We start from the raw sequence: 25840 nt of genomic DNA, 5'->3' as shown, positions 1-25840 counted from the left end.
AAAATGGAATATTAATCGGAGGAACAATATCAGAACATCGATGGATTAGGGAAGTGAACTGTACCCTGTAAAGTAGACGTTTTACAATGTCTCTTTACGGGTACAGTTTTTTTCATTTGATGATACTTTATGCTGCGTAATTTTAAATTTGTGAGAGCCATCTTCAAAACTTGTTCTGAAGATGATGTCCTAATTCAATTGTTAAAAGAAGAAACAGACGCAGTATCATCGTACTTAGGCATAGTTACATAAAAAAGAAGATCGAGCTTTTGTAGGTTGGGCCTTAGAACTTAACGAACATTAATCCAAGCGGTCCACTGTGTTGGAATATTAATAGAATACACCGTTCCTACGAATTGCCCACCCGTACTAGGTGCCTCATAAACCCAAGAATGAGCCCAGGCATCTATAACACGATCACCGTCCAGATCAATAGGTTCAGACCAATTGTTTGTCATTTTATTTCCTGCGAGTGTGCCGAAGTGAGAGCTGTCATAACCGATCTGGAACGTAATACACTGTATCCAATTTCCACCGTGATCGTTAGCAGTGGAGAGCGGATTGTTTTTGTACCCATAAATCTCTTGTCCGCCGTTAGGAGAAACGACAGCATACAAATTAATGTGAGATACCTTTGGCGCAGGTGCATGCAGCACAGGGCCGCCATTGTCTTTTTGTGCTTTCAATTCCGCTTTGGCTGCCGCTACAGCTTCACGGAATGCTTTTGAATTCACCACTTCTTCTTTCGTTAAAGGTTTGGGTTGAGCCGTCTGAGCCTCTGCAAAAACAGCTACATTAAACGAGCAGACTAAAACAAGAATAAGAGCCAAGCTAAACAATTTTTTCATAGAGATCAATTCCACCTTTCTTGTTATGGGTAGACTAGCAGATAAAGATACATGTATTTTCGTAACAAAAATGAACTTGCAGATGGAAACCTACGTATCCTCCTTTCGTTATGAGAATGATCCTTCCCATATTTACTGTTTCCTGTTGATACACGAAGAGGGAAGAAAATTGCAGGCTAGAGTGCTCTAGCAAGTTTGGAGTGATATATGAAGTAAAGCCCGATCATTGATTTCAAATTACAAAATTATTGTTTAAATTGAAATATATTCCATATGCATAATCGTATAGTACTTCTTGTTGTTGAAGGAAGTCAAGCATATTCACAAATTACACAAAATGTTAGATGGATTGTTTTCATACTAAAAAGAAAAATGTATAAGACCTGAGCACGATTGTAATTAACTCTGTTGCAGGATAATGTATCAAAATCAGGAAGTTAGCCGGATGAAATTGCCATTAAACTTCTGCTAACATAGATATATCATACACAAAATAAGCGGTGAAAACGGATGAGCACAATCAAAGTAACACCTGAGCAGTTACATCACGTATCCAGTCAGGTGGATCAGGCGAGGCAGCAATTGGAGCATATCCAAAATAATCTCTCCAGGCAGATGATGTTCCTTCAAGCCATGTGGATGGGTGTGACACAAGAGCGTTTTTATGATGATTTTGAGCGGTCGCGTCCCGTACTACAGAAAGCACTGGAGAGTATGGTGTATACTTCGAAAGAGTTGAAGGATATTGCGACACGGTTTGAGAATGCAGATGCGGAGAAAGGGAGTCTGGGCGGTGTTATTGGTGCTGTTGGTGCGGTAGCAATGATGAAGAGCTCAGCAAGTGATGCGGGTTCAGAGGATAAAGGCTACCGGATGGCACAAGTCAATATCTATGGTCGGCTGATGTGGATGCCAGTAAACGAGAATGGCGTTCCCGATCAAGCGTCTCTACAGGCTTATGAGAAAGATCAGGGACATTTGGATATCAACCGGATGCAAGCAACAGGTCATGTGGAAGAGCCGGGGGAAGATATCAATTCGTTGCAAATTAAAGCTTTTGAAAACAGAATACATCCTTTTACAGGCGAGCCTGTATCTGATAAGTATGCTCAGATAATGCTGACTTCTCTGAAATTCAGCCAGATCGTTATGGCTTTCCAGATGGTTCGCGAAAGTATACCGGGTCGCAAAGGGCCGTTTCGCTTACCTGCATCTGATCCGGCTGTGGCGAAGATTAAAAAGAATTTGGAAGCGGCTGAAGCGAGGAAAGCAAATGGTAAGAAGGAAGATGCTGGCGTTACCGGACAGTCTTCTAATGTTGGTAGTTTAGTTAAAGAAGGAAACAAAACGAAATATACTAATCCAGCTGGAAATGTTCTGCATTGGGATGATCAGCATCCCAAAAATATTAATCGAGACATTGATCAATTGTTAAACAGTAAGGACTCAGGAAAAGCAACTGAAGCCAAAGCAGCTTACGCTGTAAGAGAAAGTAAGGAAGTTACAGCCTTCAGCCAAAAAATTCAAAGGGCTGATGGTAATCCTGCAGGGGATTTTGACGTAGTAACGAAACATGAAATTATTGAAGTTAAAAAATCATTGAAAGCTATCACAGATGTGGAACAGTTTGATAAATACGTGAATGTAAAACACCAAGATTTCTTTAACTATGAACAGAAGAAGGTCATTTTATATATTGACAAGCCATTGACTAATCCACATCCGAATGATCTGATAAAATTGGAATTAATCAAATCTAAAGGTGTTACTGTTGTGAACTCTTTAGATGAACTCAAGGGGGTATTGAAGTAAAATATGGGTACTTCAGCTGTTATTTTAACGAACAAAGATAAATATTCTCCAGAGCAACTCTTGGCTGATACGATTGTTGCAGCTTTTCATTCCGACTCTGCTCTTTATTTCTATAACAACAAAATGTATACAAACGAAGGAGAGTTTTTGTATACAACGCTTAATATCAACCGTAAGTCATTCACAGGGGATAATGAATCCTCATTAATTTTCCATATTCACAGCATAAGTAGCCCGAGTACTGAATTTTATTATCACGAAGATTTAGGTTTAGATACTAGTGAATCCCTATGCCAGGTCGGGCATATTGAAGATATCTACGGTAATCAAGAGTTAATACTTAACTTTATCCATGAATATCTCAAGCTCAATCCTGATGATTATTTTTGGATTGCAGACAATGATTGGGTATACAGCTTGGAGGACATACAAAAACTGAAATCTTTACCGTATGACCCGGATTGGTGTTATAAAAATCCTACAGAGTAACTTCTAAATGATGACAAAGGGAACATAAAGAATGTTGATTCTGCATTTCGGATTAATATTAAGGAAGAGATAATTGATGTACAAAATACTGACAACAAAAGTTGAAATAGATCAATTAGTTGCATCTTATTTCTGGATTATTGATTTTCCAAGAGCTTTAGCATACTTCGGAGATCAAGAAAGACATGGGTATGGTTCAGGTCCATTGGAGGTACAATTTTCATCCTATCATTCGCCAGAAGAAGAAGAGTACATTGGTGATCAAGAAGTATGTTTTATCGGAGAGCCCCCAGCATACGATGAAGCTGTAATGGCAGTCATGGAGTATGATGAATTTTATAATTATTTGTTGATTTACAGTGAGAAGTACTTGGAGGAGCATCCAGAAGGTAAACAGGAGATATTTAATTTATTAGATGTAGTGAAAAAAAGATTGGGTTTACATTCTTAACTTACTGATTGTGAATCTAAAATCATATGCAACGCACAGCGAATATTCGTTTTATTTTATACGTTGTAGTAATGTTAATCTAAGTATAGTTATGAATTTGGTAAGGTGCGAAAGCACTAGAAAACTTACTATTAGCCCCGATAGGTGTTTATAAAAAATCTGAGAGCTCTTCCCACTTGAACTATTGTGAGGAATGAGCTTTATTCGCGTATAGAATGTAAGTAAAGAAGGCGAGAAGTTAGCGAGTAAGGGGCTGGATAAATATTGTGGGCTATACTGATATGATTACATCTTTCTATCCGTTGCATTAAGAAGAATGGAGATAATGAACATGATTAAATATAGGTATACCATTGAATATAAAGAAGATTTCAACGAAGTTATTCTGGACTTAGGCATTGATTCATCTTTAAAAAATGGTTATCTAATTACGAATTCTTTGGGATCGGATATATTTGGAAATTTCCCCACGATCCAGGAAGAGATCGGGAATCTAATTGAATTACTGAAAGGAAAAATAACGTTATATGAAGTTGGAGGTGATGTCAATTTAATAAGACCAGACAAGTCTTTTACTACTTTGAAGATATCTTTGCTGAAGAAGATGAGGAGGACAATACATGTGAAATGGAAACGTTAGAATATTTAAAGATCCTAGTGTTATGGGCAAAAGAAAACTTTCAGTACAAGAGCCAGCGAGATGTTATCTTGAAAGAAGAAGCAGAATTAGTAGTTATGGACGCGGATTGGTGTGAAAAATTCCGCGAACTAGGTTTGTATTAAGGGAATTATTGTATTAAATACAATATTAGTATTTGTCGGAAAATTATTTTGTGCTTTTAAAGTAGTTTTGGTATGAAAATAGACTTTATGATACTTATTTGAGGTGTGTATATCCTTTAGTACATCGTGTCAATTAGCTTTCGTAAAATGTCATAGCTTATGATATAATGCATCATGGTTTGCTACACATAACGAGGAGAATTTGAATGGAGTTTAGCCAATTGATCTCCTTTGCCTGTATACTTAATTTTAGCGTTTTACATTTGCAACCAGTGGAAAAGCAGTCATTAGGAAAACCGGATTAATTTGGATTTCAATAAAGCTTTTTAATAACAAAAAGATATTTAAGAGTTACTTGATTTGCTTATGAAAACAAAATAGGCAATGAATATTTATAAAATGAGTGGTTAATTTAATTTTGTTTGTGAGGAGATTAGCTATGAAATCTGAACAGCAAATAGAAGTAGAGTTTATAAAAAAGCTTCAAGATTTAAAATACACATATAGGGAAGACATTCGAGACAAGGCATCGCTTGAAGCTAATTTTAAAAAGCATTTTGAAAGATTAAATCGCGTAAATTTAAGTGAATCTGAATTTTTACGTCTTAAGGAAAATATTATTACAGCTGATGTGTTTACAGCGGCAAAGACTTTGAGAGAGATCAATACATTCAAACGTGATGATGACACGCCGTTGCAATATACTCTTGTTAATATTAAAGACTGGTGTAAAAATGAATTTGAAGTGATAAATCAGTTGCGTATTAATACGGATAATAGTAACCATCGTTATGATGTTATCATTCTCATTAATGGCGTCCCTGTTGTTCAGATCGAGCTAAAGTCACTGCAGATCACACCGAAAAAAGCAATGGAGCAAATTGTTGAATATAAAAATGAACCTGGCAATGGCTATACAAACTCATTGCTTTGCTTTATGCAGCTTTTTATTGTTAGCAATGAGAGTAGCACATATTATTTCGCCAACAATCATAAGGAGCACTTTTGTTTCAATGCAGACGAGCGCTTTTTACCAATTTATCAAATGGCAGACATAGAGAATAAAAAAATTACCCATCTTCATGATTTTTCTGATAAGTTCTTGCTAAAATGCACTCTCGGACAACTAATTAGCCGATATATGGTGCTTATAGTAAGTGAGCAAAAGTTGATGGTCATGCGCCCTTATCAAATTTATGCTGTTAAGGCGATAATGGAATGCATCGATCAAAATCGCGGCAACGGATATATTTGGCATACTACTGGAAGCGGTAAAACACTTACATCATTTAAAGCTTCCACCCTTTTGAAAGACAACCCTGAGATTAAGAAGTGTCTGTTTGTTGTTGACAGAAAAGACCTTGATAAACAAACTCGATTAGAATTCAATAAATTTCAAGAAGGTTGCGTTGAAGAAAATACAAATACAGAAAGTTTAGTTGAGCGTCTGACTTCGGATGATTATCGTGACAAAGTTATAGTTACCACAATTCAAAAACTTGGCCTTGCTCTTGATGAAGATAACAAGCGTAACCAAGAGAAAAAGAAAAGGGGCGAACTTACCTATAAAGAGCGCTTAGCAAAGCTCGCCGATGAACGTATTGCTATTATTTTTGATGAATGTCATCGTTCCCAGTTTGGTGATAATCATGAAGCAATTAAAAATTTTTTTCCGAAAGCACAGCTTTTTGGATTTACTGGAACGCCAATATTTGAAGAAAACGCAACATATAAGCAAATCGACGGTGAATTTAAAACGCTTATCACTACACAGGACGTCTTTGAAAAAGAACTTCACGCTTATACCATAACGAATGCCATTGATGATAGTAATGTGCTTCGTTTTCACATTGATTATTTTAAGCCAGAAGACGACAAAAAAGTAGCAGAGGTATCTGGTACAGTAAGTAAAAAAGCAATCGTCGAAGCAATATTATCAAAACACGATGCTGCTACTAATGGTAGACGTTACAATGCGATGTTTGCCACAGCTTCTATTAATGATGCAATAGAATACTTTAATATATTCAAGTCGTTGCAAGAAGAACGTAAAAAGAATAAGGAGGTAGGCTTTGAGCCACTGAACATTGCTTGTGTGTTCTCTCCACCGGCTGAAGGAAATAAAGACGTTAAGCAGTTACAAGAAGACCTAGAGCAAGAAAAAGCGGATAATGAGCAAGAGCCCGATAAGAAAAAATCTGCACTTAAAATCATTATAGATGAATATAACTTGCAGTATGGTACTACTCATAGCATAAACGAATTCGATTTGTACTACCAAGATGTGCAAAAACGTATTAAAGACCAGAAGTACTCCAATGCCGATTATGCGTATGTAAATAAAATTGATATAACTATTGTAGTAGATATGCTTTTAACCGGGTTTGATTCCAAGTATTTAAATACCCTATACGTTGATAAAAATTTAAAACAACATGGTTTAATTCAGGCATTTTCGAGAACAAACCGTGTTTTGAATGATACAAAGCCTTACGGAAATATTCTTGACTTTAGAGGTCAGGAAAAGGATGTAGATAGAGCTATTGCGCTATTCTCAGGAAAAGAAAATAGCAGTAGAGCAAAAGAAATTTGGCTTGTTGATCCGGCACTTGTTATGGTTGAAAAGCTGGATAAAGCTGTTACCGAGCTTGAACAGTTTATGGAATCTCAGGGGTTAGAGTGCAAACCGGAACAAGTATATAATCTTAAAGGCGATACTGCAAGAGGCGAATTTATTAATAAATTCAAAGAAGTTCAGCGCCTTAAAACTCAACTTGACCAATATACGGACATTAAAGAAGAGCAAGCTGCAAAAGTTGAAGAGTTATTGCCAGAAGACACTTTACGTGCGTTTCGTGGTGTATATATTGAAACAGCTCAAAGGCTAAAAGCACAGCAAGGCAAAGATTTTAAGGATAAAGACCCTATGGTAGACCAGATCGATTTTGAATTTGTTCTGTTTTCATCTGCAATAATTGATTATGACTACATCATGTCACTAATTTCGAGATATACACAACCGGATGTGCCAAAAAAAGAAAAAATGAGCCGTGAGCAACTCATCAGTTTACTTTGTTCCAATTCCAATATGATGGAAGAACGCGAAGATATTATTGCTTATATCAGCACATTGGAAGCCGGAAAAGGGCTCGATATAAACGAAATAAAGACGGGATACCAAGAATTCAAGGGGGAGAAAGCAGTAAAAGTAATACATTATATCGCTAACGAACACAGTATTGAGCCTGAATCATTGCAAGTCTTTATAGATGAGATTATAGGGCGTATGATTTTCGACGGTGAAAAATTAAGCGATTTATTAGAGCCCCTTGAGCTTGGCTGGAGAGACAGAACAAAGAAAGAACTTGAATTGATGGATGAATTAATTCCATTGCTTAAAAAGCTTGCAAACGGGCGTGTAATTGAGGGGCTGAGCGCATATGAATAAAAAAGAAAAAATAACTCTTGTACCTAAATTGAGATTTTCAGAATTTAACAAGGAAGAAGCTTGGGAAAAAACGAATATTAGTGATTATTTGCATGAAAGTAAAGTGAAAGGTAATAAAGGCGATACTGCAAAAAAGCTTACTGTGAAGTTATGGGGACAAGGTGTTTTTGAAAAAAAAGAAACACTAAATGGTAGCGAAAATACGCAATATTATCGTCGTAAATCTGGGCAATTCATTTACAGTAAGCTGGATTTTTTAAATCAAGCTTTTGGGATAATTCCCGATCATTTAGATGGCTACGAATCTACAGTTGATTTACCTTGTTTTGATATAAATGAAAACATTAATGCGAGATTTTTGCTTGAATATGTACAACGTACTAGCTTTTACAAAAGATATGGCGAAATGGCGGATGGAGGAAGGAAAGCTAGGCGTATTCAAGTTGATAGTTTTTTGGAGTTTCCGATATATACTCCGAATCTTAAAGAACAACAAAAAATTGCTGATTGCTTGTCTTCCCTTGATGACTTGATCCACGCTGAAGGTAAAAAGCTTGAGGCTCTAAAAGCACATAAAAAAGGCTTGATGCAGAAGTTATTCCCCGCCGTGGGTGAAACTGTTCCCGAATGGCGATTTCCGGAGTTTAGAGGTAGTGGCAAGTGGGAAATAAGCCCATTAAGTGAAGTATGCAAAAACTTAGATTCAAGAAGGGTTCCAATAGCAGAAAAAGATAGAAAAAAAGGCTCCACGCCTTATTTTGGTGCTTCTGGTATTGTCGATTATGTTGATGGTTTTATTTTTGATGAATTATTGTTGTGTGTATCTGAGGATGGAGCAAACTTGATTTCTCGCACATATCCTATTGCTTTTAGCATTTCAGGAAAGACTTGGGTAAATAATCATGCCCATGTGCTTAAATTTGAAAATAACTATACGCAAGTTTTAGTGGAAAGCTATTTGAATAACATTAATTTAAGCGAATTCCTTACGGGTATGGCTCAACCCAAATTAAACCGAGCAAAACTGGATACTATACCAATTCCGCTACCTAAGGAAAAAGAACAAGAAAAAATTACTGAATGTCTCTCAGCGCTAGACACTCTCATAACCGAACAGGCAGAAAAAATTAGTAATCTGAAATCACATAAAAAAGGCTTAGTACAGGGGTTGTTCCCTTCTATAGAGGAGGCGGGAGAATGAGCCATCAATCTGCATTCCCTTTTTCTGATTTAGATGCATTAGCAGCCTACTTTAGAAGTATTTTAGAGAGAAAAAAATATGTACTACTCTTTGCTTATAACGGCACAGGAAAAACTAGACTTTCCTGCGTGTTTAAGGATTTAGGAAAACAACCAATTGCCGATAGCGAAGAAAAACCAACAGACACGTTGTATTATAATGCTTTTACGGAAGACTTGTTTACTTGGGATAATGATTTAGAAGGTGACACAGAAAGGCGGCTCTATTTAAATAAAAATTCAAAGTTCTTCAGCGGTTTAAGGGAGCTTGCGATGGAAGAACGTATACGCAAATTTTTGAGTCGATATGCAGATTTTGAATTTGATATTAAGTACGATGAATGGTTTGTACAATTTTCTAGAAACGTTATAAATGGTGATACAAATGAAAAAATAGAAAATATTAAAGTTTCTCGTGGAGAGGAAAATATTTTCATTTGGTGTTTCTTTCTTGCGATTATGGAACTTGTAATCGACCAAGAGCCTGCGTACAGTTGGGTTAAGTATATTTATATTGATGATCCTATTTCTTCTTTAGATGATAATAATGTAATTGCTGTTGCAAGCCATTTAGCGCAGTTATTGAAAGATCAAGAAGATTTAAAAGTCGTTATTTCCTCTCATCACGCGTTATTCTTCAATGTAATGCACAATGAATTAAAAAGATCAAAGGGTAAAGACTTACTTTTGAAAAAAAACAAGGAAACTGGTCAATATATACTTCAAGATACTAGTGACACGCCATTTTTTAATCATGTTTCACTCCTTGTAGAATTGAGCGAAGCAGTGAAAACAGGGAAGTTATACACATATCATTTTAATATCTTGCGTAATATTCTTGAGAAAGCAGCATCGTTTCACGGATATAAAGAATTTGGTGAGTGCATCAAGCAAGGAGAGAACGACCCAGATGAAGCTACGTATACACGGTACGTGAATATATTAAGTCACGGTAATTATTCTTTATTTGAACCAAGAGAAATGGTAGAAGATAATAAAAAGGCTTTTAGAGATATTTTTTATCGTTATATGAATCTATATAGGTTTAACCCTGATTTGTTTAAAGAAGAAACGAGGGAAAATGATGAATGATGCACAACAAAAAAGATTAGGTGCAACCTTATGGGGAGTTGCTGATAAACTGCGCGGTGCTATGAATGCCGATGATTTTCGTGATTATATGCTATCGTTTCTCTTTTTACGTTATCTTTCGCATAATTATGAGGAAGCTGTAAAAAAAGAGCTTGGAAATGATTATTTGCAGTCTGAGAAACAAATAAAAAATATGTCTATTTCAGTGAGTAAAGATGATGCTATTAATGTACTTAAAAAACAGATAATAGAATATTTTAATAAACAGCAATTAGATAGTAAAGTAAAAGAGGCCTTGGTGGAAGAACATGAGGCCTTGTTAGAAAGTAGAAAGTTGACACCTCTTGTGGTTTGGTATATTAACAATTTAGATCAAGTGGCTATATTTGAAAAACAAATGAGACGAAAAGTACATTTTGTAATTAAACCACATTATCTTTGGAGCAATATATATGAATTAGCTCTTACACAAAGTAAATATCTCTTGAAAACTTTACAAGCAGGTTTTAAATTTATAGAAAATGAATCATTTGATAGTACATTTCGTGGTTTGTTCTCCGAGGTTAATCTGGATTCTGAAAAACTTGGGAAAAATTATGAATCACGAAATGAAAAGCTATGCTCAATAATAACTTCCATTGCAGAAGGGTTATCAGAATTCCCTAACGAAAGTGATCTTCTAGGAGATGCTTATGAATACTTAATAGGGCAATTTGCAGCAGGTTCAGGTAAAAAGGCAGGGGAATTTTATACGCCTCAGCAAATATCTACAATCCTTTCTCGCATAGTTACTCTTGACAGCCAAGATCCGAGCACAGGAAAAAAGAAGCAACTTAAAAACGTGTTTGATTTTGCCTGCGGCTCAGGCTCGCTTCTGATTAATGTTAGAAAGCAACTTGGTGCTAATGGCATCGGTCAGATATACGGTCAGGAAAAAAATATAACAACTTATAACCTTGCTCGTATGAATATGCTTCTGCATGGTCTTAAAGATTCGGAATTTAAAATATTTCACGGAGATTCCCTATTAAATGATTGGGATATTCTAAATGAAATGAACCCAGCGAAAAAGTTGGAAGTTGATGCAGTGGTAGCTAATCCGCCTTTTAGTTATCGCTGGGAGCCCAATGATACTTTGGGAGAAGATTTCCGCTTCAAAAACTATGGAATTGCACCGAAATCAGCAGCCGATTTTGCCTTTTTACTTCATGGATTTCACTTTTTAAGTGATGAGGGAACAATGGCAATCATCTTGCCCCATGGTGTTTTATTTCGAGGTGGTGCAGAGGAGAAAATCAGAACAAAGCTGCTCAAAGATGGAAATATTGACACTGTTATTGGTCTACCTGCCAATCTGTTTTTCTCAACAGGTATTCCAGTTTGTATCTTTATACTTAAAAAATGCAAAAAGTTTGATGACGTACTGTTTATCAACGCAAGTGAGTATTATAGTAAAGGTAAACGACAAAATGTTCTCATGCCGGAGCATATAGATAAAATAGTTGACACATATCAATATCGAAAGGAAGATGACAAAAAGTATTCTCGTCGGGTCTCAATGGAAGAAATCGAGAAGAACGGCTATAATCTTAATATATCACGATATGTGAGTGCGGCTATAGAAGAAGAAATTGTCGATCTTGCAACTGTGAGAGACACTTTGCATGAAATTGAAGATGCTGCTATCAAGGCAAAGACCAAACACAATCAATTTTTACAAGAACTTGGTTTGCCTGAGTTGCCATAAAGCAGAATGAAGCTACGATTAGAATTCTAATTCTACCCGTAGCTATTCATTCTTTCTGAGATATTGTGTTATACATCGCGATGGTGATTTCGGGGCGTAGATAAATAACCTGCCGAGAAGTAATGACTATCGGTAGGTTATTCACGTTTTTTCTCTAGAAAGATTAAAGATAGCAAGATTAATAATGGGATTGCTAAGTTTGTCCTAGGGCAAATCAGTTTTTTTATGTCTGCTATGAGTAAGGCTTCCTTACATCTGTCCGATTCAAAAGATAATCGGTACTGGTCTGATGGTAATCAGCCAACTTAATCAATATAGCTGTCGGAATATCCAACTCGCCACGTTCATAGTTGCTATACACACGTTGGCTACAGCCGAGATAGGCGGCCATTTGTGTTTGGGATAAATCTTTATCTTCACGCAAATTGCGTATACGAGCATACATGATCATCACCTCACTAATATCATATCTTAGCGCGCTATCCGCTATTGATTTTTAGCGGAAAATACGCTAAAGTAGAATGAGAATAGTTGGCAAAAAGACTAGGTGGGGATAACATGTCAAACCTGATCGAAGATTTGTTTCACGGGAACCTACGGTTAGACGAGTCGATTCATCCTGAACAGGCCGAGTATTACGAAATTAACAGCCAAATATCGAACATCATGCAAAACTACAAAACAAAGCTCCCAGATACAGAATATGATGCCTTGGAGCAACTGATCGACTTGATCGGACAGTCCACATCCATGTACGTGGAAGCGGCGTTTGAGCAGGGTTTTCGTACAGGCGGAAGACTGATGATTGAGGTTTTAGCCAAACCGTGAGTATCTATCTACCTTATGAGCCAGCAGACAATACACAGCAATTTTAAAATCCCCTTCTCCATTACCACCGATCAGGCTGGCATGGGGGAGGGGAATTTGCTTTATAAATTATTCTTTTTTCTCACCAACTTATACTTACCGCGCTCCAATATTCTTACCCGCTGGCGTACCTGACCCAATCAGATCACTGCCACCTGCAAGCTTCAGGAAGTTACCCAATACAGGTGTGCCATCTGCGGCACGGGTTACCGAAGGTACGAGGGATACAAAGTCGGTTGCGCTGGCGAGCAGGCCTTTGTCGTTGACGCTTTTTTTGTTTTTCCACCAGACGTTGGTGCTGCTGACATCGGTTCCGCTGGTTTTGTCGCTGGCGCCGCCCTGAAAGGACAAGTTGTTGATGAAGATGTGGGTACCTTTGTCAAAGGCGAAGTTGCTCTGCCCATTGTTCCATGAGGTGTTGTTGGTCATCTGGATCGAACCCGGATTGCTGTTATAGGTGAAGCCATGTTTTTTGTTATTAAACGCAATATTGTTCTCGACAATATGATTTACGGCAATTTTTTCTCCGCCTAGCTTGAAGCCGTTACCATCGCTGTTCGAAGTGGACGTTCCGTCTTCGGTGGCGCCGTTGCCGTAAGCGATGCTGTTGCGGATCGTGACGGCACCGATGGCGCCTGTGTCTGTTTTACTATAGAGATCCCAGCCATCGTCCACGTTATAAGCGGCAATACAGCCGTCAAAGACGTTCCCTGGACCGACCGTCAGCTTGGCGGCAAAACCGTCCGCATCCTCGCCGTCATCCGGGTCATAGTTGTTGTGAGAGTAGGAACGAATGACTTCGTTATATGAAGGCCATTCACTTTTGGCAGCAGTGGAAGCATAACGCCCGATCTGAATGCCGGTATCCCGGTTATGGTGGGCTTCGATTTGCTCTAGACGGTTGTAGCTGCCACCGATGAAGATACCGTTATCTCCGGCTCCTTTGACTTCAAGTCCTTTCACGAACCAATAATCTCCGAACATTTGCAATCCACGATTCGTAGAAGCGAAGGCTTGAGCCGAGAAATCGAAGACGGGCTTTTCCGATCCGTAGGCGACCAGATTTTTGCGTTGCGAGGCGGTGCCGCTGTTGCCGCGTTCAATGGTAATCGTCTGCGAGAAGCTGTAGGTTCCGCCGCGCAGATAGATCGTTTTGCCAGGAGCGATCTGGGTCAGAGCATTAGCTAGTGAAGTCGGACTGTTAATCGTTCCCGGATTGCTGGCAGTGCCGTTAGGGGACACGTACAAATCACCCGCAGCCAGCGTAATATCGGAACTGCTTACCATGGACTCTGAGGCTGAGGTATTAGGGAACCCGTCTTCCAGAAGTTCTGCGGCACCCACCGAACCACCGCTTAACAGTAATAGAGGGAACGCGGCACTAAGACAGATGTTGGTCATTTTGGATTTCAGGGAACGTTGGGATCGTGCAGATGCATGAGTAGATGTGGAAGGGAATAATTTCATGATGCAAGCCTCCTTGGTTAATTGGAATAAAATATCGAGCTGGCGGGTAAGCGTGTCTGGACTGAACAAAGCAGAACAAAGCAGAACAAAGCAGAACAGAGCAGAGCGTACCTTTAATGAGAGCAGAACATACTGCTGCGTCACACGCTTCGTCCTACCCGGCTTACTGACTAAAAGGTATCCACCCGGACACAGCTTCATGGTAAATGTTGTAAACGTTATCATCAATAATCATTTGATCAGGTTGCGTTTAAGACTGGCAGGACAGGCATAAGCGCTCCGAATCCCATCCAATCCACAGGGGAAATGTAATCCGATCATTGGCTGATCGCCTTTTTTTAACGAATCATCGTCTGAAATGAACGTGAATATGCCTGTTTTTCCAGAGTGGATCAGACGAGACTTATCCCGAATCCACCGCTTTGAACTTCATTTTCTCCAATATCCACAGCTTCCTCCAAATAAAAAGCCCCATAAGCGGTTGCCAACACAGGCAACCAGACTTATGGGGCGATAACTTTCATCTCACTTTTTATGCTGTCAATACTCATCCCGTTATGGACAATACTCATCCGACTCGTCTAACGCCAATTAATATCCGTCCGTCTCCCGACTACGCTTTGCAGCCTGCTCAACCCCCGGATCATGCTTCGGCTGTACTGTTTCACTATCGTCAGTGGATACAGCGGCTAGTCCATCCGCCACTCGTCTTCCGTAATCCGCATCCGCTTGGGTAAAATAAGAAATCATGCGCTCCCGGATATCCGGTTTGCATTGAGCCAATGCGCCGACCATGTTGCTGATTAACTCATCCCGCTCCCAATCCTCGAACGCCCGGTACGTATCCCCGGCTTGCCCAAAATCATTCGTACGCTCAATTTTCTCCCGCACCAGATGGCCTTCCACCAGCGGTTCATGCTCCTTGCCGCGCGATTGAGCTTCCGTTAATCCCCCGAGCGAAGAAGGCTCGTAGTTGACGTGTGGATTCTGACCCGGTGCCCGGTCGACTTTATACTGCATTTGTCCCCCGCTTTGATTGGTAGCTACCCGGTTCTTCGGCGCATTCACGGGCAGCTGCAGATAGTTTGCACCCACGCGGTGACGCTGGGTATCCGAATAGGAGAAGGTACGTCCTTGTAGCAGCTTGTCATCCGAGAAATCAAGCCCGTCCACCAGTACACCCGTTCCGAATGCGGCTTGCTCCACTTCATTAAAATAATCCTCGGGATTACGGTTCAACGTCATTTTACCTACAGGCAGAAACGGAAACTGATCCTGCGGCCACAGCTTGGTCGGGTCCAGCGGATCAAAATCCAGCTCGGGATGCTCGCCATCCTCCATCACCTGAACGCACAGCTCCCATTCGGGAAAGTCGCCCTGTTCAATGGCATGATACAGATCCAGTGTGGCGTGGTTGAAGTTTTGGCCTTGAATTTCACTGGCGTCCTTTTGCAGCAGGTTGCGGATGCCTTGTTTCAACGGTTCCCAGTGGTATTTAATGAGCACACCTTTACCGTCCTGGTTCACCCATTTGTATGTATTTACGCCTGACCCCTGCATCTGCCGATAATTCGCCGGAATGCCCCACGGAGAGAATAGAAAGGTCACCATATGTGTCGCTTCGGGACTAAGAGAGACGAAATCGAAAAACCGCTCCATATCCTGCGCGTTGGTCAGCGGGTCGGGTTTGAAGGCGTGCACCATATCCGGGAATTTGAGGGGGTCGCGGATGAAAAAGATTTTCAGATTGTTGCCGACCAGATCCCAGTTGCCGTCTTCGGTATAAAATTTAACGGCAAATCCGCGCGGGTCCCGCAGCGTCTCCGGAGAATGCCCGCCATGAATGACCGTCGAGAAGCGTACGAACACGGGCGTTTGTTTGCCTTTTTCCTGAAAAAGACGTGCTCTCGTATACTTCGATACGGGTTCATTTCCCGCCGTTCCATATGCTTCAAATACGCCATGAGCGCCAGCCCCGCGGGCATGCACGACCCGTTCCGGGATACGCTCGCGGTCGAAGTGTGTAATTTTTTCGAGAAAGTGATAGTTCTCCAGTGTGGTTGGTCCACGGCTGCCTACGGTTCTTACGTTCTGATTGTCGGTAATGGGATGGCCCTGCCGATCCGTCAACGTTTCGTTGGATGGGTCTGAGGAATGCCCGGATGGTGAAGAATGTTTATCCATGGAGCGGGATACCACCTTTCCTAAAATTGAATTCCTGTATATATTTTCCCTGTGGACAACATCTATACATAGCCCTATCTAGGTTTCTCCGTTAACCAAGTGAAAAAAAGCTTGTCTCCTGATCTATCACATGCGATAATTAACTTTTGCCCTGCGGCCTTTTTTGAACGGAAAATGAATGAAAGAGGACCGCGTCTAAGAATGGAGGCTGACCCAGGATTGTCTACACAACGTTACCCTTTTGCATATGATCCGGCTGAACCTTTTGTATCCCGTCTGGGAGAGTGGGTTGCCGATGTGTTTTATGATATTTTGCCAGAGTCCGGCTTCGAGGTACGGGACGAACAGATTTTTATGGCGTACCAGCTCGAACGGGCCTATGGAGATAAAAAGACGATTATGGCCGAAGCCGGCGTAGGAACAGGTAAGACACTCGTTTATCTGCTCTACGCGGTCTGTTATGCACGTTATACGGGCAAACCGGCGGTGATCGCCTGTGCCGATGAGTCCTTGATTGAACAGCTGGTGAAGCCGGGCGGAGATATCGCGAAGCTCGCTGAACATCTGGATTTGCAAGTGGATGCACGTCTGGGCAAGTCGCCAGATCAGTACGTCTGTCTGAACAAGCTGAGTGCGGTCCGATTCGCCGATGAGGATGCGCCAGTAATTGAAGAGGTGTACGAAAGTTTGCCGGAATTCGTGAACACGCCCGGAACACTTCAGGCTTTTCATCCGTATGGTGACCGCAAACAGTATCCGCATCTGAACGACCGCCAGTGGAACAAGATTAACTGGGACCCGTTTCAGGATTGTTTCGTGTGTCCGAAAAGACAACGCTGCGGCCTGACGCTGTCGCGTGATCATTACCGTCGTTCCAAAGACATCATCATCTGTTCCCATGATTATTACATGGAGCATGTGTGGACCTATGAAGCGCGCAAACGCGAAGGACAACTGCCTTTGTTGCCAGATCACAGCTCGGTTGTATTTGATGAAGGCCATTTGCTGGAAGAAGCGGCATTGAATGCTCTCAGTTACAAGCTGAAGCACCGCATCTTCGAGGAACTGGTCACACGTCTGCTCGAAGGCGAGATTCGTGAATCCCTTGCGGAGCGAGTGGATGAGGCAATTGAAAGCAGTGAGCGTTTGTTCCGTATGCTCGACACGTATACGGTAGCCATTCCCGGCTCGGAACGGAAGGAAGTACGGGTAGAGGCTCCGCTGTTGCGTGAGATTGAACGCCTGACAAGCGTGCTGGATGCCATCGGTGAAGAGTTGGTATTCGAAAGTGGTTTGTTCTCGCTGGATGGATATCAGATGCGTGTCGTGGAAGAGCATTTGGATATGATCCAGACGGCTTTGTCTTTGTTCCGCAAGGAGGATGGTTACATCTGTTGGGCGGAAGAGAGCGAGGACGAGACGACATTGTCGATCATGCCGCGTACCGTAAAAGAAATTCTGAACGAGCGTGTGTTCAACACCGGTATTCCGATTGTCTTTTCATCCGCTACGCTGTCCGTGGACAACTCATTCCGATATGTGGCGGATAGTCTGGGGATTGACGATTTTGTATCGTTCTCCGTCGCTTCTCCTTATGATTACGCAGATAAAATGCAGATGAAAATTGCCGAACAAGCTGTTCCAGGCCATGCAGCGAACGAAAACCGTTTGCGTGATGCGGCGGCTTTGCTCCAGGAGAGCGGCGGTCGCGCACTGATTCTGTTCCGTACGATGGAGGAGCTGCTTGCGTTCAAGCAGGATATCGTGCATGTTCCAGAGGCGCAGGGTTTGCGTTTTATGTATGAAGGGGATCGGGAGATCAGTGATCTGATCGCGGCGTTCCAGCAGGATGAAGAGAGTGTACTCTGCTCCGTCAATCTGTGGGAAGGACTTGACGTTCCGGGACCTTCGCTGTCCAACGTCATGATCTGGTCGCTTCCATACCCACCGCAGGACCCCGTGTTCAATGCCAAACGGAATGCATCGGCTTCGCCATATGAAGAGATTGATCTGCCGTATATGTTGCTACGGGTGAAGCAGGGGCTTGGACGTTTGATTCGGACAAGCAGCGATTCCGGTTCGGCTGCGATTCTGGATGAATCCCTCTATACGCAAAAGGAAGCCAAAGACCGCATTGCGGCTCTGCTCCCGGAGGGTGTGGAATGGACAACCTTGGCACATTAATCCGTAACCACCGTTTCTAAGCGTTAAACGAACATGTAGGTGCAGGATGGATGCAGCATAACAAGATGGGTTCATGTTTTGCGATTGAACTTTGTGATTGATATTTGTCATTCATATTTTGTGATGTATGTTTCCGTTACATGCCTCTGCTGCATGCCTCATGTCTTATATCTGATACCTGTGCTCTGAGTGATTACTTTTGTGTTGCGAAAATAAAAATAAGCTCCTGTTCACCGGGATACATGATCCGAGGTGAGCAGGGGCTTATTTGTTTTGATTTTCTATTCGGTTATTCATTTGGTTCTCGATTTTGTTATGCGATATGAACGTAGAGCTTGTTGTTTAGACATTGTCGTGTAATGAATCCATTGCCTTTGGCCTTGTTAAAAAATACCCATGCTCAGATACCGTTCCCCGGTATCCGGCGCAATGCAGAGCACCCGGTGCCCCGGCCCCAGTTCCTTCGCGACGCGAAGGGCGGCCCACACCGAAGCGCCAGAGGAAGGGCCGAGCAGCAGCCCTTCTCGGGCAGCAAGCTGCCGCATCGTATCCAGTGCGTCCTCATCGGACACCTGGATGATGGCATCCCACACGTCAGTATTCAAGATGTCCGGGATGAAGCCCGGACTTGTACCGACGAGCTTGTGCGGTCCGGGCTCGCCGCCGGACAGCACCGGGGAACCTTGCGGCTCCACCGCATAGATGCGGAGGTCGGGAAGCTGCTTGCGCAGCTCCTCGCCCGTTCCGGTGATCGTGCCGCCGGTTCCGGCTGTTGCGATGAAGGCGTCTAGCCTGCCATCCATCTGTTCCAAAATCTCTGGCGCCGTCGTGATTCGGTGAATATCCGGATTCGCCTGATTCTCAAACTGCTGGGGAATGAAGCTGCCCGGCAGTTCGGCGTGAAGTTCCTTCGCTTTGCGAATGGCTCCAGGCATCCGCTCGGCAGCAGGGGTGAGTACAACCTCAGCACCGTAAGCCTTCAAAATGTTGATCCGTTCCTTGGACATGTTGTCCGGCATGATCAGAATCGCTTTGTATCCTTTGGCGGCGGCGTTCATCGCGAGGCCAATTCCGGTATTACCGCTGGTCGGTTCGATAATGGTTGCCCCAGGCTGCAGCAATCCATCTCGTTCAGCCTGAGCGATCAGGTTGTAGGCGGCACGATCCTTGACGCTGCCGCTTGGGTTGAAATACTCCAGCTTGACGAACACGTCAGCAGAGTCGCTACCTGTGAGCCTGCTGAGTCGAACCGCAGGGGTCTGGCCGATCAGTTCCGTCACATCTGCGGCTACGAGCGGTTGTGGATTTGTATTATTTTTCAAAAATGAAGGTGATTGCGAATTTGAACTTCTATCCATAAATACAGCTCCTTGATTGAAAAGACGTTTAAGATATATCCGTTTCCCATATTGGAATGGTTGGATATGTCTCTCCATCTTAATGACAGAGCACGTAATGGTCAACCTGTTCAGCAGTCACTTGTCTGGAGTATGGAGTCTCGGCAGAACCTTGCTTCTTTCATCTGCTGGCTTGGGAACCAATCGCGCCTCATACCCCGATAACCAATCATATTCAAGTTTGGGTCAGATCCATCTGAAGATGGCGACTAAGCTCTTTTTTAACCTCATTACGCGCAAAGGTCCAGAGCATATAGAACCGCTGCATGTATCCCCTGCACAAATAAACGGTTTCGATGCCATCCTTTCCCCGCGTTTCCTCCAGAACTTTCACGCCGCGGGTTCTCATCTGTTTGCGCAGTCCCAGCATCTCCTTAAGCACCTCATTCTGAATACGGGTGAGCGACAGAATATAGACCTCGGGCATTTTCAGAAGCAACGTATCCAGTGTTCGAATATCCCGTTCCAGTACATCAAGCAAAAGCGTACGCACAACCATACCTTTGATCAGGCGGTGATCTTCATCGGAAGGGGTGGGGGCGGAAGTAGAAGAGGATGTCATGGCAATTCACTTCCTTAGCCTATAATTGGAATTTAATGTTTACAGAACATGTGTTCCTATATTATAATCAATATATGCAAAAGATAACCGTTATACAACCGAGAAATAATGGAAATGGGTTTGCACTCCATTTTAATCGTTTATATAGAAACCTAAGTTTGAAGTAAGGCGCATGCATCATTCATCTCATTTAAGTCTAATTGCCAAGTAAGAGCACATGATTTGCGTTACAACATATATGATGTGTTAATTGAGAAGTTTGTGGTTTTCAAACGGGTGAATACTTGCTAAAAACGGACAAGCTGACTCCAAAATTTAGGTATAATTTATGGGTTTTGCAGGAAACCTAAGGTCAGAAGAAACCTCAACTTGGTAAAACATATATTCAGAGCTAACGTTCCTTATATGCGAATATTGTAATTAGAAATAACAATGAAAGAACACATTGAGGAATTTGCAAAAGGGCATCAAAAAAAGCCCTGCCTTGGGCGGCAGGGCCTCGAGTATATGCTGCCGATACAGCGGCAGTCTAAAGGTTAGATGTGCAGACAAATAAAATATAAGCTGTTTACTTAGTAAATAAACAACTAAAACTAAAGTCTGCAACAGGTCAGTACCCAATTTTAAGCAAGATATTGAGGTTTCTCGTAATATGCCTCTTTTTCTAAAATGACCTTGTAAGGCCGCTCCTTTCCCTTCAGTGAGGGGCCGATGGTAACGAGCGGTACGGCCGGTTTGTGGAAACGATCCTCTTCCTTGGGTTCCGGAACCGGTCGTGATGAATCAGGCGCAGAACTAAGGCGAACTTTCTTCTCGCTGCCCCAGCGCTTGCTTATTTTTTTCATTTCCGGTCTCATTCCGGTTCGCCTCCTAACAGATCGTTGATGGCGTTAAACAGTTGACGATTTTGCAAGTCAATGTGCTGAAACACCGCCTCATCCGCTTCAATATGACCAATAATGTGAACGGTAATTACATACCTCTTGGCTACAGGATAGCACAGCAGATACTCTTTCTCAAGGTAATCGTCGTACAGATTTACTTTGATTTTGTTTTCTTGATATGAATCGACAACAAGAATGCGTTTGGGATCATCCGGCGGTTTGTCATCATTGGCGGACAAGTCGTATTTTCTGCCGGGTTCTCCAACATTACCACATAATTGCTCAATGTAACCATTACCATCTGTACGATAGATCGCAGTGCCGCGTACAGTGAACGGTGGATGTGAAACAAAGGCACTTCGCAGTGCGTCACTCATGCGTTCGAGCATCTGGGCATCTGCTTTGCGTGTACGCAGCAATTCCCTAAAGAAACGTAGCAGCTTGAATAACTGTAGTCTTGCCTGATCTTCGGAGCGTTTATGATTCTCGATGATACGCTCGGCTTCGGGATCACTCCAGCGTCCTTGCTCTTCAATGCTGTCTGCGATCTTGGAGCAGGCTACAGATACGGCAGGAGCCCACTTTCCGTCAGAACGAATCTCATATACCAGCGGATTCAATCCCAGCAGATCGGTGGGCATCCGCAATCCTTCGACTTTGGCAGCATCCTTGATGTCCGTAATATCTTCAGGAAGAATGAAAAAAATACGCTTTCGTCCCAGACGGCCCATAAATAGACCCATTTCAAGCATTGTATTATCCCGAACCGATGCGTAGTACTTCCCGCGAATTTTGGATATGTCATCCGGATGGAAGATAAAAATGGCAAAGTCCGTCGTGCGTACCTCAGCTTCCAGATCGTCCATGGTATAACTGCTTGGATTAAATACCCCCGAGTACCACGGGGTGACTTCGGCTGAAAAACGCAAGTTTTCGTGTACAGCGGCTGCAATCGGCTTCGCTTCCAGCGAGCAGCCAATAAAGACTCTCGGCTTTAACGTTTTCATCACTCCGCCTCGCTTAAACGGTAATGGGATTCAATTGTTATATTATACCATAAAAAGCAGAGTAAGTCTGGAAACGTTTGAATGGTATGGATGATACCGTTCGCTATAGTGTATGTGCATAAGGAAAAGGATTCCTTTGCTATCGACTAGAAAATAAAAAAAAGCCCGTAATTGTCACAGTTGGGTGACTGCACTGTTATATTTGAAAGCTTCGGTCATAGAATAAAGGAGCAGGTTGCACCATTCGTAAGCTTTGCTGATCCCGGTGTGCCTGTATGACCGCTGGAGCAGTCCAGAGGCTGTTTTATGCGTGTTTTTGCTGGGTTGCTTGTTTAGACCCGGTCACATTGGTGTTATATAATAGAAGTACAAGCAAGTTAGCTTTGGTGTTTAAGCGGAATTGAATGATTACAGGTTTGGAGTCACGTTTGAACTTATATTCACACAGGAACGGAGAGTGCAGAACCCATCTGTAGAAGCGAAGCGCTCGCGTTTATCACAGGATTTTTCCTTTTGAAAAAAGGAATTAAAAAAATCCGGGGATAACAGCGATCGAAAGAGGGTACTGCAATCGGAGTGGTTAGGTGTGAAACAAGGTGTTCAATGTTGAATCTCTGTAATGTTTCCATTCGTTTAACCAAGCACGGCTAACCACAAAACACAGAAAGGATCAGGATACCATGAGTCCCCGAAGGACAATCTCCCCAAGGACAATCTGGAAACGTTACGATCTCTCATACACATAGCGCCCCTTGTAGAGTAAACCAACCGTATTACAAAAAACGGCTGACTCTGCGAAAGAGGGGATTGGGATGAATATTCGAAGGACGTACACGATGATTTCTTCCAGGCTTACCTTTTGCAGGGTACGGTCGGTCTAACAAACCAATCTACAAACTGCGAGGGAACCTGTATGAAGAGAACATCGTTAACCGTACAACACGTGAAGACAGAAGCGATCAAGTTTGCAATTATGTTACTTGGTACATTTATTTTGGCATTTGCTTATTATCACATTAACTTTCAGAATCATTTATCGGAGGGCGGATTTGTCGGTCTTGCCCTGCTCGGAAAATATGCAACGGGTTTATCGCCGGCGATCGGCATGTTGCTGCTCGACATTCCTGTCATGATCCTGGCCTGGTTCATTAAAGGCTGGAAATTCATGATCCAAGCGTTGCTTGGTGTGGGTGCATTTTCCCTATTCTATGACGGCTTTGAGCGCTACTCCACACTGGTGATGAATTTTAACGGAAACCTGTGGATTCCTGCGGTACTGTCCGGTGTATTGACCGGGATTGGTGCGGGAATAGTACTTCGCTTTGGTGGAGCGACAGGCGGAGACGATATTCTCGCCGTGCTCGTCAGCCGCTGGAAGGGATGGAAGCTGGGAACGGTTTTCTTTGTCAGTGATGCGTTCGTTCTAGGATTGTCACTCTTCTTTCTTCCGGTAAAAGAAACTTTATATACAATTCTGGCTGTATGGATTGCCAGCAAAATGATTACGTATGTGGTCAGCATTCCGGCTCGCGGTACAGTGGTTACAACGTCGGCTGTAAAATTGCCGATTCCATCGGTTGCCGCTAAAGCGGTCAATGCGGCTACAACACGGACTTCTGTGGCACAAGGCGTAACGCATTGAGCAGGCATTTCAGAATAACCCATAGTTTATATGGCATAAAAAGTATTCGGGCTTTATCAAGCTTTGACTGGTTTGAAGCAAGCTCTGATTTAGAGAGGAATCCCTTTTGTCTGCAGACTCTGCAACAAGAGGGATTTTTTGTTATGCATTAGGACTGCTTTTGGAATGCTTTTAAATAAATATCTGGAACATTAGTGTAGTAGATGTAAAATTACGATTTAAGAGAACGAGCAATTTGTCCATCCTGATTATGGATAATGGCTCGAATATGATGTTTGGTGCTCCATGCTTTAGCGGCATTAACAGCCTCCACTTTGGTATCATAGGTGGAATGGTAGTCCGATGTGCCCTCTTGTTTAATGGACCAGCCCGATTCTGTTGGTACAACATGAATGTTGTGATGACTCTTGGATGAAGAGACAGGCTCGGAGTGGCGCCGATTCCGGGAGGAAGATTTCGAAGGTGACGACTCTTTATGCTTCGGTGGAGATGATGTACGAGAAGACGAATCGGAACCTGACGCCGTATGATCAGGGTGATTCTCATCCCATTCCTCCGCCTTGGCTGTTGCAATGGCAATGGCCCGTCCTTCTTCATATCCGTCATCAAGCAGAGCGTTCGCAATGTCGATCGCTTTATGCCGGATCCGTGGCTTTAGATTTTTCATGGATACCGGGTAGTCGTTTTTATTCCATGGCATAGGTAATCCCTCCTGAAATAGTATGGGTTAGTAGTATATTACCCTCAGGCAAATTAGATAAACGCCAAACCAGTTCCCGTCTCTTTCCTATACTTCCGGGGGCATAAGGCGTATAATACGTTGGTGATAAAAATTGGATAAAATCAAATATTAGAACCAATATAAAGGAGAACGTACATATGTTCAGTCTAAGTCTCGCTCTTCCAATGATATTCACCATGCTAATCCATGCAACAGATAGCTTGTCGTATGCACTTCGTCTTGGCGGTTTGCGTACGCGTCGGATTGCTCTTGCGATATCACTCGCAGGCATTTTGCTACTCGTCTCCCGTACGTCCAATATGGCGCAGGGCCCCATGATCGGTAGTCTGGTGGATGCCGCGACTCGTGGAGCCAATCCGTACTTTGCAGTACAGCTGCATTGGTTGATGGGGGCAGCAACGGTAGGAACGGCATTGGCTATCCTCTGTTTCCCGACGATGGTCAAACTCTCCTCCAGAATGGTGGTGCATTTTGAAGCGGCAGGTTCCATCCCCGGCATGGTACGCCAATTGATGAAACGCAGTAAGCTTCGAAATGCAACATACTACGTCACTGCACCATCCTGGGAAATGGCCAAACGATTGGTACAACATGGCATGCCAAGACGGTTAATGCTGCTTAATGTAGCCGTAACTGCCATATATACGACAGGTGTTTTGTCCAGTTTATACGCAGCGTATCTATACCCGGATCAGGCTGTTGCTGCATCTCAATCGACAGGATTGATTAACGGTATGGCAACTATTTTGCTTACAATTCTGGTTGACCCGCGGATTTCACTCCTGAGTGACCGATCTTTGCGTGGTGAAATCCGGCTGAATCGCATGAACCAAATTTATGGTTGTATGCTGATCTCTCGTCTTTTTGGCACACTTGTAGCACAACTTCTGTTGATTCCTTTGGCTTACTGGATCGGCTGGATCGTAAGCATGATGTGATCATTTTTTCGGGGTGCTTACGAATCAATCTTACGAATCAATGAGAAGGGATGACTT

At 42.6% G+C, this 25840-nt stretch carries 21 protein-coding genes; 12 read left to right on the top strand and 9 right to left on the bottom strand.

The features are described from left to right. Positions 1 to 290: 290 nt before the first annotated feature. A complete protein-coding gene (locus tag FS818_RS11320; RefSeq protein ID WP_145331873.1) occupies positions 291 to 848 on the bottom strand; it encodes a DUF4879 domain-containing protein in 558 nt (185 codons plus the stop codon). 510 nt (positions 849 to 1358) lie between these two features. On the opposite strand from FS818_RS11320, the gene FS818_RS11315 reads away from it, so the two are divergent. From FS818_RS11315 to FS818_RS11280, 8 genes are all read left to right on the top strand, one after another. Then, the gene (locus FS818_RS11315; protein WP_145331872.1) at positions 1359 to 2660 is read left to right on the top strand and encodes a WXG100 family type VII secretion target; all 1302 of its coding nucleotides are present in this window, start codon (positions 1359 to 1361) and stop codon (positions 2658 to 2660) included. Positions 2661 to 2663: 3 nt separating this feature from the next. Beyond that, positions 2664 to 3149, top strand: a complete 486-nt coding sequence (locus FS818_RS11310) for a hypothetical protein (protein WP_145331871.1) — start codon at positions 2664 to 2666, stop codon at positions 3147 to 3149. A 76-nt stretch (positions 3150 to 3225) separates the two neighbouring features. Beyond that, positions 3226 to 3600: a ribonuclease toxin immunity protein CdiI gene (gene cdiI / locus FS818_RS11305; protein ID WP_145331870.1), complete on the top strand. Its 375-nt coding sequence runs from the start codon at positions 3226 to 3228 to the stop codon at positions 3598 to 3600. A gap of 627 nt (positions 3601 to 4227) precedes the next feature. After that, positions 4228 to 4383 carry a hypothetical protein gene (locus FS818_RS29255; RefSeq protein WP_260989829.1) on the top strand — a complete coding sequence of 52 codons (156 nt, stop codon included), beginning with the start codon at positions 4228 to 4230 and terminating at the stop codon, positions 4381 to 4383. A 439-nt stretch (positions 4384 to 4822) separates the two neighbouring features. Next, positions 4823 to 7831: a type I restriction endonuclease subunit R gene (locus tag FS818_RS11295; protein WP_145331869.1), complete on the top strand. Its 3009-nt coding sequence runs from the start codon at positions 4823 to 4825 to the stop codon at positions 7829 to 7831. Continuing rightward, positions 7824 to 9032 (top strand): restriction endonuclease subunit S, encoded by a 1209-nt coding sequence (locus FS818_RS11290; protein ID WP_145331868.1) that lies wholly within the window; start codon positions 7824 to 7826, stop codon positions 9030 to 9032. The genes FS818_RS11295 and FS818_RS11290 overlap by 8 nt, the downstream gene beginning before the upstream one ends. After that, positions 9029 to 10162: an AAA family ATPase gene (locus tag FS818_RS11285; RefSeq protein WP_145331867.1), complete on the top strand. Its 1134-nt coding sequence runs from the start codon at positions 9029 to 9031 to the stop codon at positions 10160 to 10162. Before FS818_RS11290 ends, FS818_RS11285 begins: the two co-directional genes overlap by 4 nt. After that, a complete protein-coding gene (locus tag FS818_RS11280; RefSeq protein ID WP_145331866.1) occupies positions 10155 to 11909 on the top strand; it encodes a type I restriction-modification system subunit M in 1755 nt (584 codons plus the stop codon). The genes FS818_RS11285 and FS818_RS11280 overlap by 8 nt, the downstream gene beginning before the upstream one ends. Before the next feature lie 232 nt (positions 11910 to 12141). Here the strand turns inward: FS818_RS11280 and FS818_RS11275 are convergent, their stop codons facing one another. Next, the gene (locus tag FS818_RS11275) at positions 12142 to 12354 is read right to left on the bottom strand and encodes a helix-turn-helix domain-containing protein (protein WP_186375460.1); all 213 of its coding nucleotides are present in this window, start codon (positions 12352 to 12354) and stop codon (positions 12142 to 12144) included. A gap of 113 nt (positions 12355 to 12467) precedes the next feature. On the opposite strand from FS818_RS11275, the gene FS818_RS11270 reads away from it, so the two are divergent. Next, positions 12468 to 12737, top strand: coding sequence for a DUF6809 family protein (locus FS818_RS11270; RefSeq protein ID WP_145331864.1), 270 nt, complete (start codon positions 12468 to 12470; stop codon positions 12735 to 12737). 135 nt (positions 12738 to 12872) lie between these two features. Here the strand turns inward: FS818_RS11270 and FS818_RS11265 are convergent, their stop codons facing one another. Both FS818_RS11265 and FS818_RS11260 read right to left on the bottom strand, forming a co-directional pair. After that, a complete protein-coding gene (locus FS818_RS11265; protein ID WP_260989871.1) occupies positions 12873 to 14063 on the bottom strand; it encodes a right-handed parallel beta-helix repeat-containing protein in 1191 nt (396 codons plus the stop codon). A 771-nt stretch (positions 14064 to 14834) separates the two neighbouring features. Further along, on the bottom strand, positions 14835 to 16427 hold the full coding sequence (locus FS818_RS11260; protein WP_145331862.1) for a catalase: 1593 nt from the start codon (positions 16425 to 16427) through the stop codon (positions 14835 to 14837). A 174-nt stretch (positions 16428 to 16601) separates the two neighbouring features. On the opposite strand from FS818_RS11260, the gene FS818_RS11255 reads away from it, so the two are divergent. Further along, positions 16602 to 18611: an ATP-dependent DNA helicase gene (locus tag FS818_RS11255; RefSeq protein ID WP_260989828.1), complete on the top strand. Its 2010-nt coding sequence runs from the start codon at positions 16602 to 16604 to the stop codon at positions 18609 to 18611. Between the two features lie 383 nt (positions 18612 to 18994). Here the strand turns inward: FS818_RS11255 and cysK are convergent, their stop codons facing one another. The 4 genes from cysK to FS818_RS11235 form a co-directional block, all read right to left on the bottom strand. Next, positions 18995 to 20047, bottom strand: a complete 1053-nt coding sequence (gene cysK, locus FS818_RS11250; protein WP_260989827.1) for a cysteine synthase A — start codon at positions 20045 to 20047, stop codon at positions 18995 to 18997. Positions 20048 to 20183: 136 nt separating this feature from the next. Next, a complete protein-coding gene (locus tag FS818_RS11245) occupies positions 20184 to 20570 on the bottom strand; it encodes a YhjD family protein (RefSeq protein ID WP_145331861.1) in 387 nt (128 codons plus the stop codon). Between the two features lie 623 nt (positions 20571 to 21193). Continuing rightward, the gene (locus FS818_RS11240; protein WP_090922613.1) at positions 21194 to 21427 is read right to left on the bottom strand and encodes a hypothetical protein; all 234 of its coding nucleotides are present in this window, start codon (positions 21425 to 21427) and stop codon (positions 21194 to 21196) included. Next, the gene (locus FS818_RS11235; RefSeq protein WP_090922612.1) at positions 21424 to 22461 is read right to left on the bottom strand and encodes a nucleotide-binding protein; all 1038 of its coding nucleotides are present in this window, start codon (positions 22459 to 22461) and stop codon (positions 21424 to 21426) included. Before FS818_RS11235 ends, FS818_RS11240 begins: the two co-directional genes overlap by 4 nt. Positions 22462 to 23374: 913 nt before the next feature. On the opposite strand from FS818_RS11235, the gene FS818_RS11230 reads away from it, so the two are divergent. Then, positions 23375 to 24103 (top strand): YitT family protein, encoded by a 729-nt coding sequence (locus FS818_RS11230; protein ID WP_145331860.1) that lies wholly within the window; start codon positions 23375 to 23377, stop codon positions 24101 to 24103. Positions 24104 to 24314: 211 nt separating this feature from the next. Here FS818_RS11230 and FS818_RS11225 read toward each other — a convergent pair whose 3' ends face one another. Next, entirely contained in the window at positions 24315 to 24803 is a 489-nt protein-coding gene (locus FS818_RS11225; RefSeq protein ID WP_145331859.1) for a DUF2188 domain-containing protein, read from the bottom strand. Between the two features lie 179 nt (positions 24804 to 24982). On the opposite strand from FS818_RS11225, the gene FS818_RS11220 reads away from it, so the two are divergent. After that, on the top strand, positions 24983 to 25783 hold the full coding sequence (locus tag FS818_RS11220; RefSeq protein WP_145331858.1) for a lipid II flippase Amj family protein: 801 nt from the start codon (positions 24983 to 24985) through the stop codon (positions 25781 to 25783). The last annotated feature ends 57 nt before the right edge of the window (positions 25784 to 25840 follow it).

The organism is Paenibacillus xylanexedens (genome assembly GCF_007680605.1).
GTDB classification, from domain to species: Bacteria; Bacillota; Bacilli; order Paenibacillales; family Paenibacillaceae; genus Paenibacillus; species Paenibacillus xylanexedens_B.
This window is presented reverse-complemented; position numbering and strand designations above follow the sequence as displayed.

Bases quoted from the DNA above. Each gene is read 5' to 3' on its own strand.
- FS818_RS11265 (WP_260989871.1), bottom strand. From the start codon at position 14,063: ATGGTAAGCAGTTCCGATATTACGCTGGCTGCGGGTGATTTGTACGTG.
- FS818_RS11245 (WP_145331861.1), bottom strand. From the start codon at position 20,570: ATGACATCCTCTTCTACTTCCGCCCCCACCCCTTCCGATGAAGATCAC.
- FS818_RS11310 (WP_145331871.1), top strand. From the start codon at position 2,664: ATGGGTACTTCAGCTGTTATTTTAACGAACAAAGATAAATATTCTCCA.
- FS818_RS11285 (WP_145331867.1), top strand. From the start codon at position 9,029: ATGAGCCATCAATCTGCATTCCCTTTTTCTGATTTAGATGCATTAGCA.
- FS818_RS29255 (WP_260989829.1), top strand. From the start codon at position 4,228: ATGGAAACGTTAGAATATTTAAAGATCCTAGTGTTATGGGCAAAAGAA.
- FS818_RS11315 (WP_145331872.1), top strand. From the start codon at position 1,359: ATGAGCACAATCAAAGTAACACCTGAGCAGTTACATCACGTATCCAGT.
- FS818_RS11220 (WP_145331858.1), top strand. From the start codon at position 24,983: ATGTTCAGTCTAAGTCTCGCTCTTCCAATGATATTCACCATGCTAATC.
- FS818_RS11295 (WP_145331869.1), top strand. From the start codon at position 4,823: ATGAAATCTGAACAGCAAATAGAAGTAGAGTTTATAAAAAAGCTTCAA.
- FS818_RS11320 (WP_145331873.1), bottom strand. From the start codon at position 848: ATGAAAAAATTGTTTAGCTTGGCTCTTATTCTTGTTTTAGTCTGCTCG.
- FS818_RS11225 (WP_145331859.1), bottom strand. From the start codon at position 24,803: ATGCCATGGAATAAAAACGACTACCCGGTATCCATGAAAAATCTAAAG.
- FS818_RS11290 (WP_145331868.1), top strand. From the start codon at position 7,824: ATGAATAAAAAAGAAAAAATAACTCTTGTACCTAAATTGAGATTTTCA.
- FS818_RS11230 (WP_145331860.1), top strand. From the start codon at position 23,375: ATGAAGAGAACATCGTTAACCGTACAACACGTGAAGACAGAAGCGATC.
- FS818_RS11255 (WP_260989828.1), top strand. From the start codon at position 16,602: ATGAATGAAAGAGGACCGCGTCTAAGAATGGAGGCTGACCCAGGATTG.
- FS818_RS11235 (WP_090922612.1), bottom strand. From the start codon at position 22,461: ATGAAAACGTTAAAGCCGAGAGTCTTTATTGGCTGCTCGCTGGAAGCG.
- FS818_RS11275 (WP_186375460.1), bottom strand. From the start codon at position 12,354: ATGTATGCTCGTATACGCAATTTGCGTGAAGATAAAGATTTATCCCAA.
- FS818_RS11270 (WP_145331864.1), top strand. From the start codon at position 12,468: ATGTCAAACCTGATCGAAGATTTGTTTCACGGGAACCTACGGTTAGAC.
- cysK (WP_260989827.1), bottom strand. From the start codon at position 20,047: ATGGAGAGACATATCCAACCATTCCAATATGGGAAACGGATATATCTT.
- FS818_RS11260 (WP_145331862.1), bottom strand. From the start codon at position 16,427: ATGGATAAACATTCTTCACCATCCGGGCATTCCTCAGACCCATCCAAC.
- FS818_RS11280 (WP_145331866.1), top strand. From the start codon at position 10,155: ATGAATGATGCACAACAAAAAAGATTAGGTGCAACCTTATGGGGAGTT.
- cdiI (WP_145331870.1), top strand. From the start codon at position 3,226: ATGTACAAAATACTGACAACAAAAGTTGAAATAGATCAATTAGTTGCA.
- FS818_RS11240 (WP_090922613.1), bottom strand. From the start codon at position 21,427: ATGAGACCGGAAATGAAAAAAATAAGCAAGCGCTGGGGCAGCGAGAAG.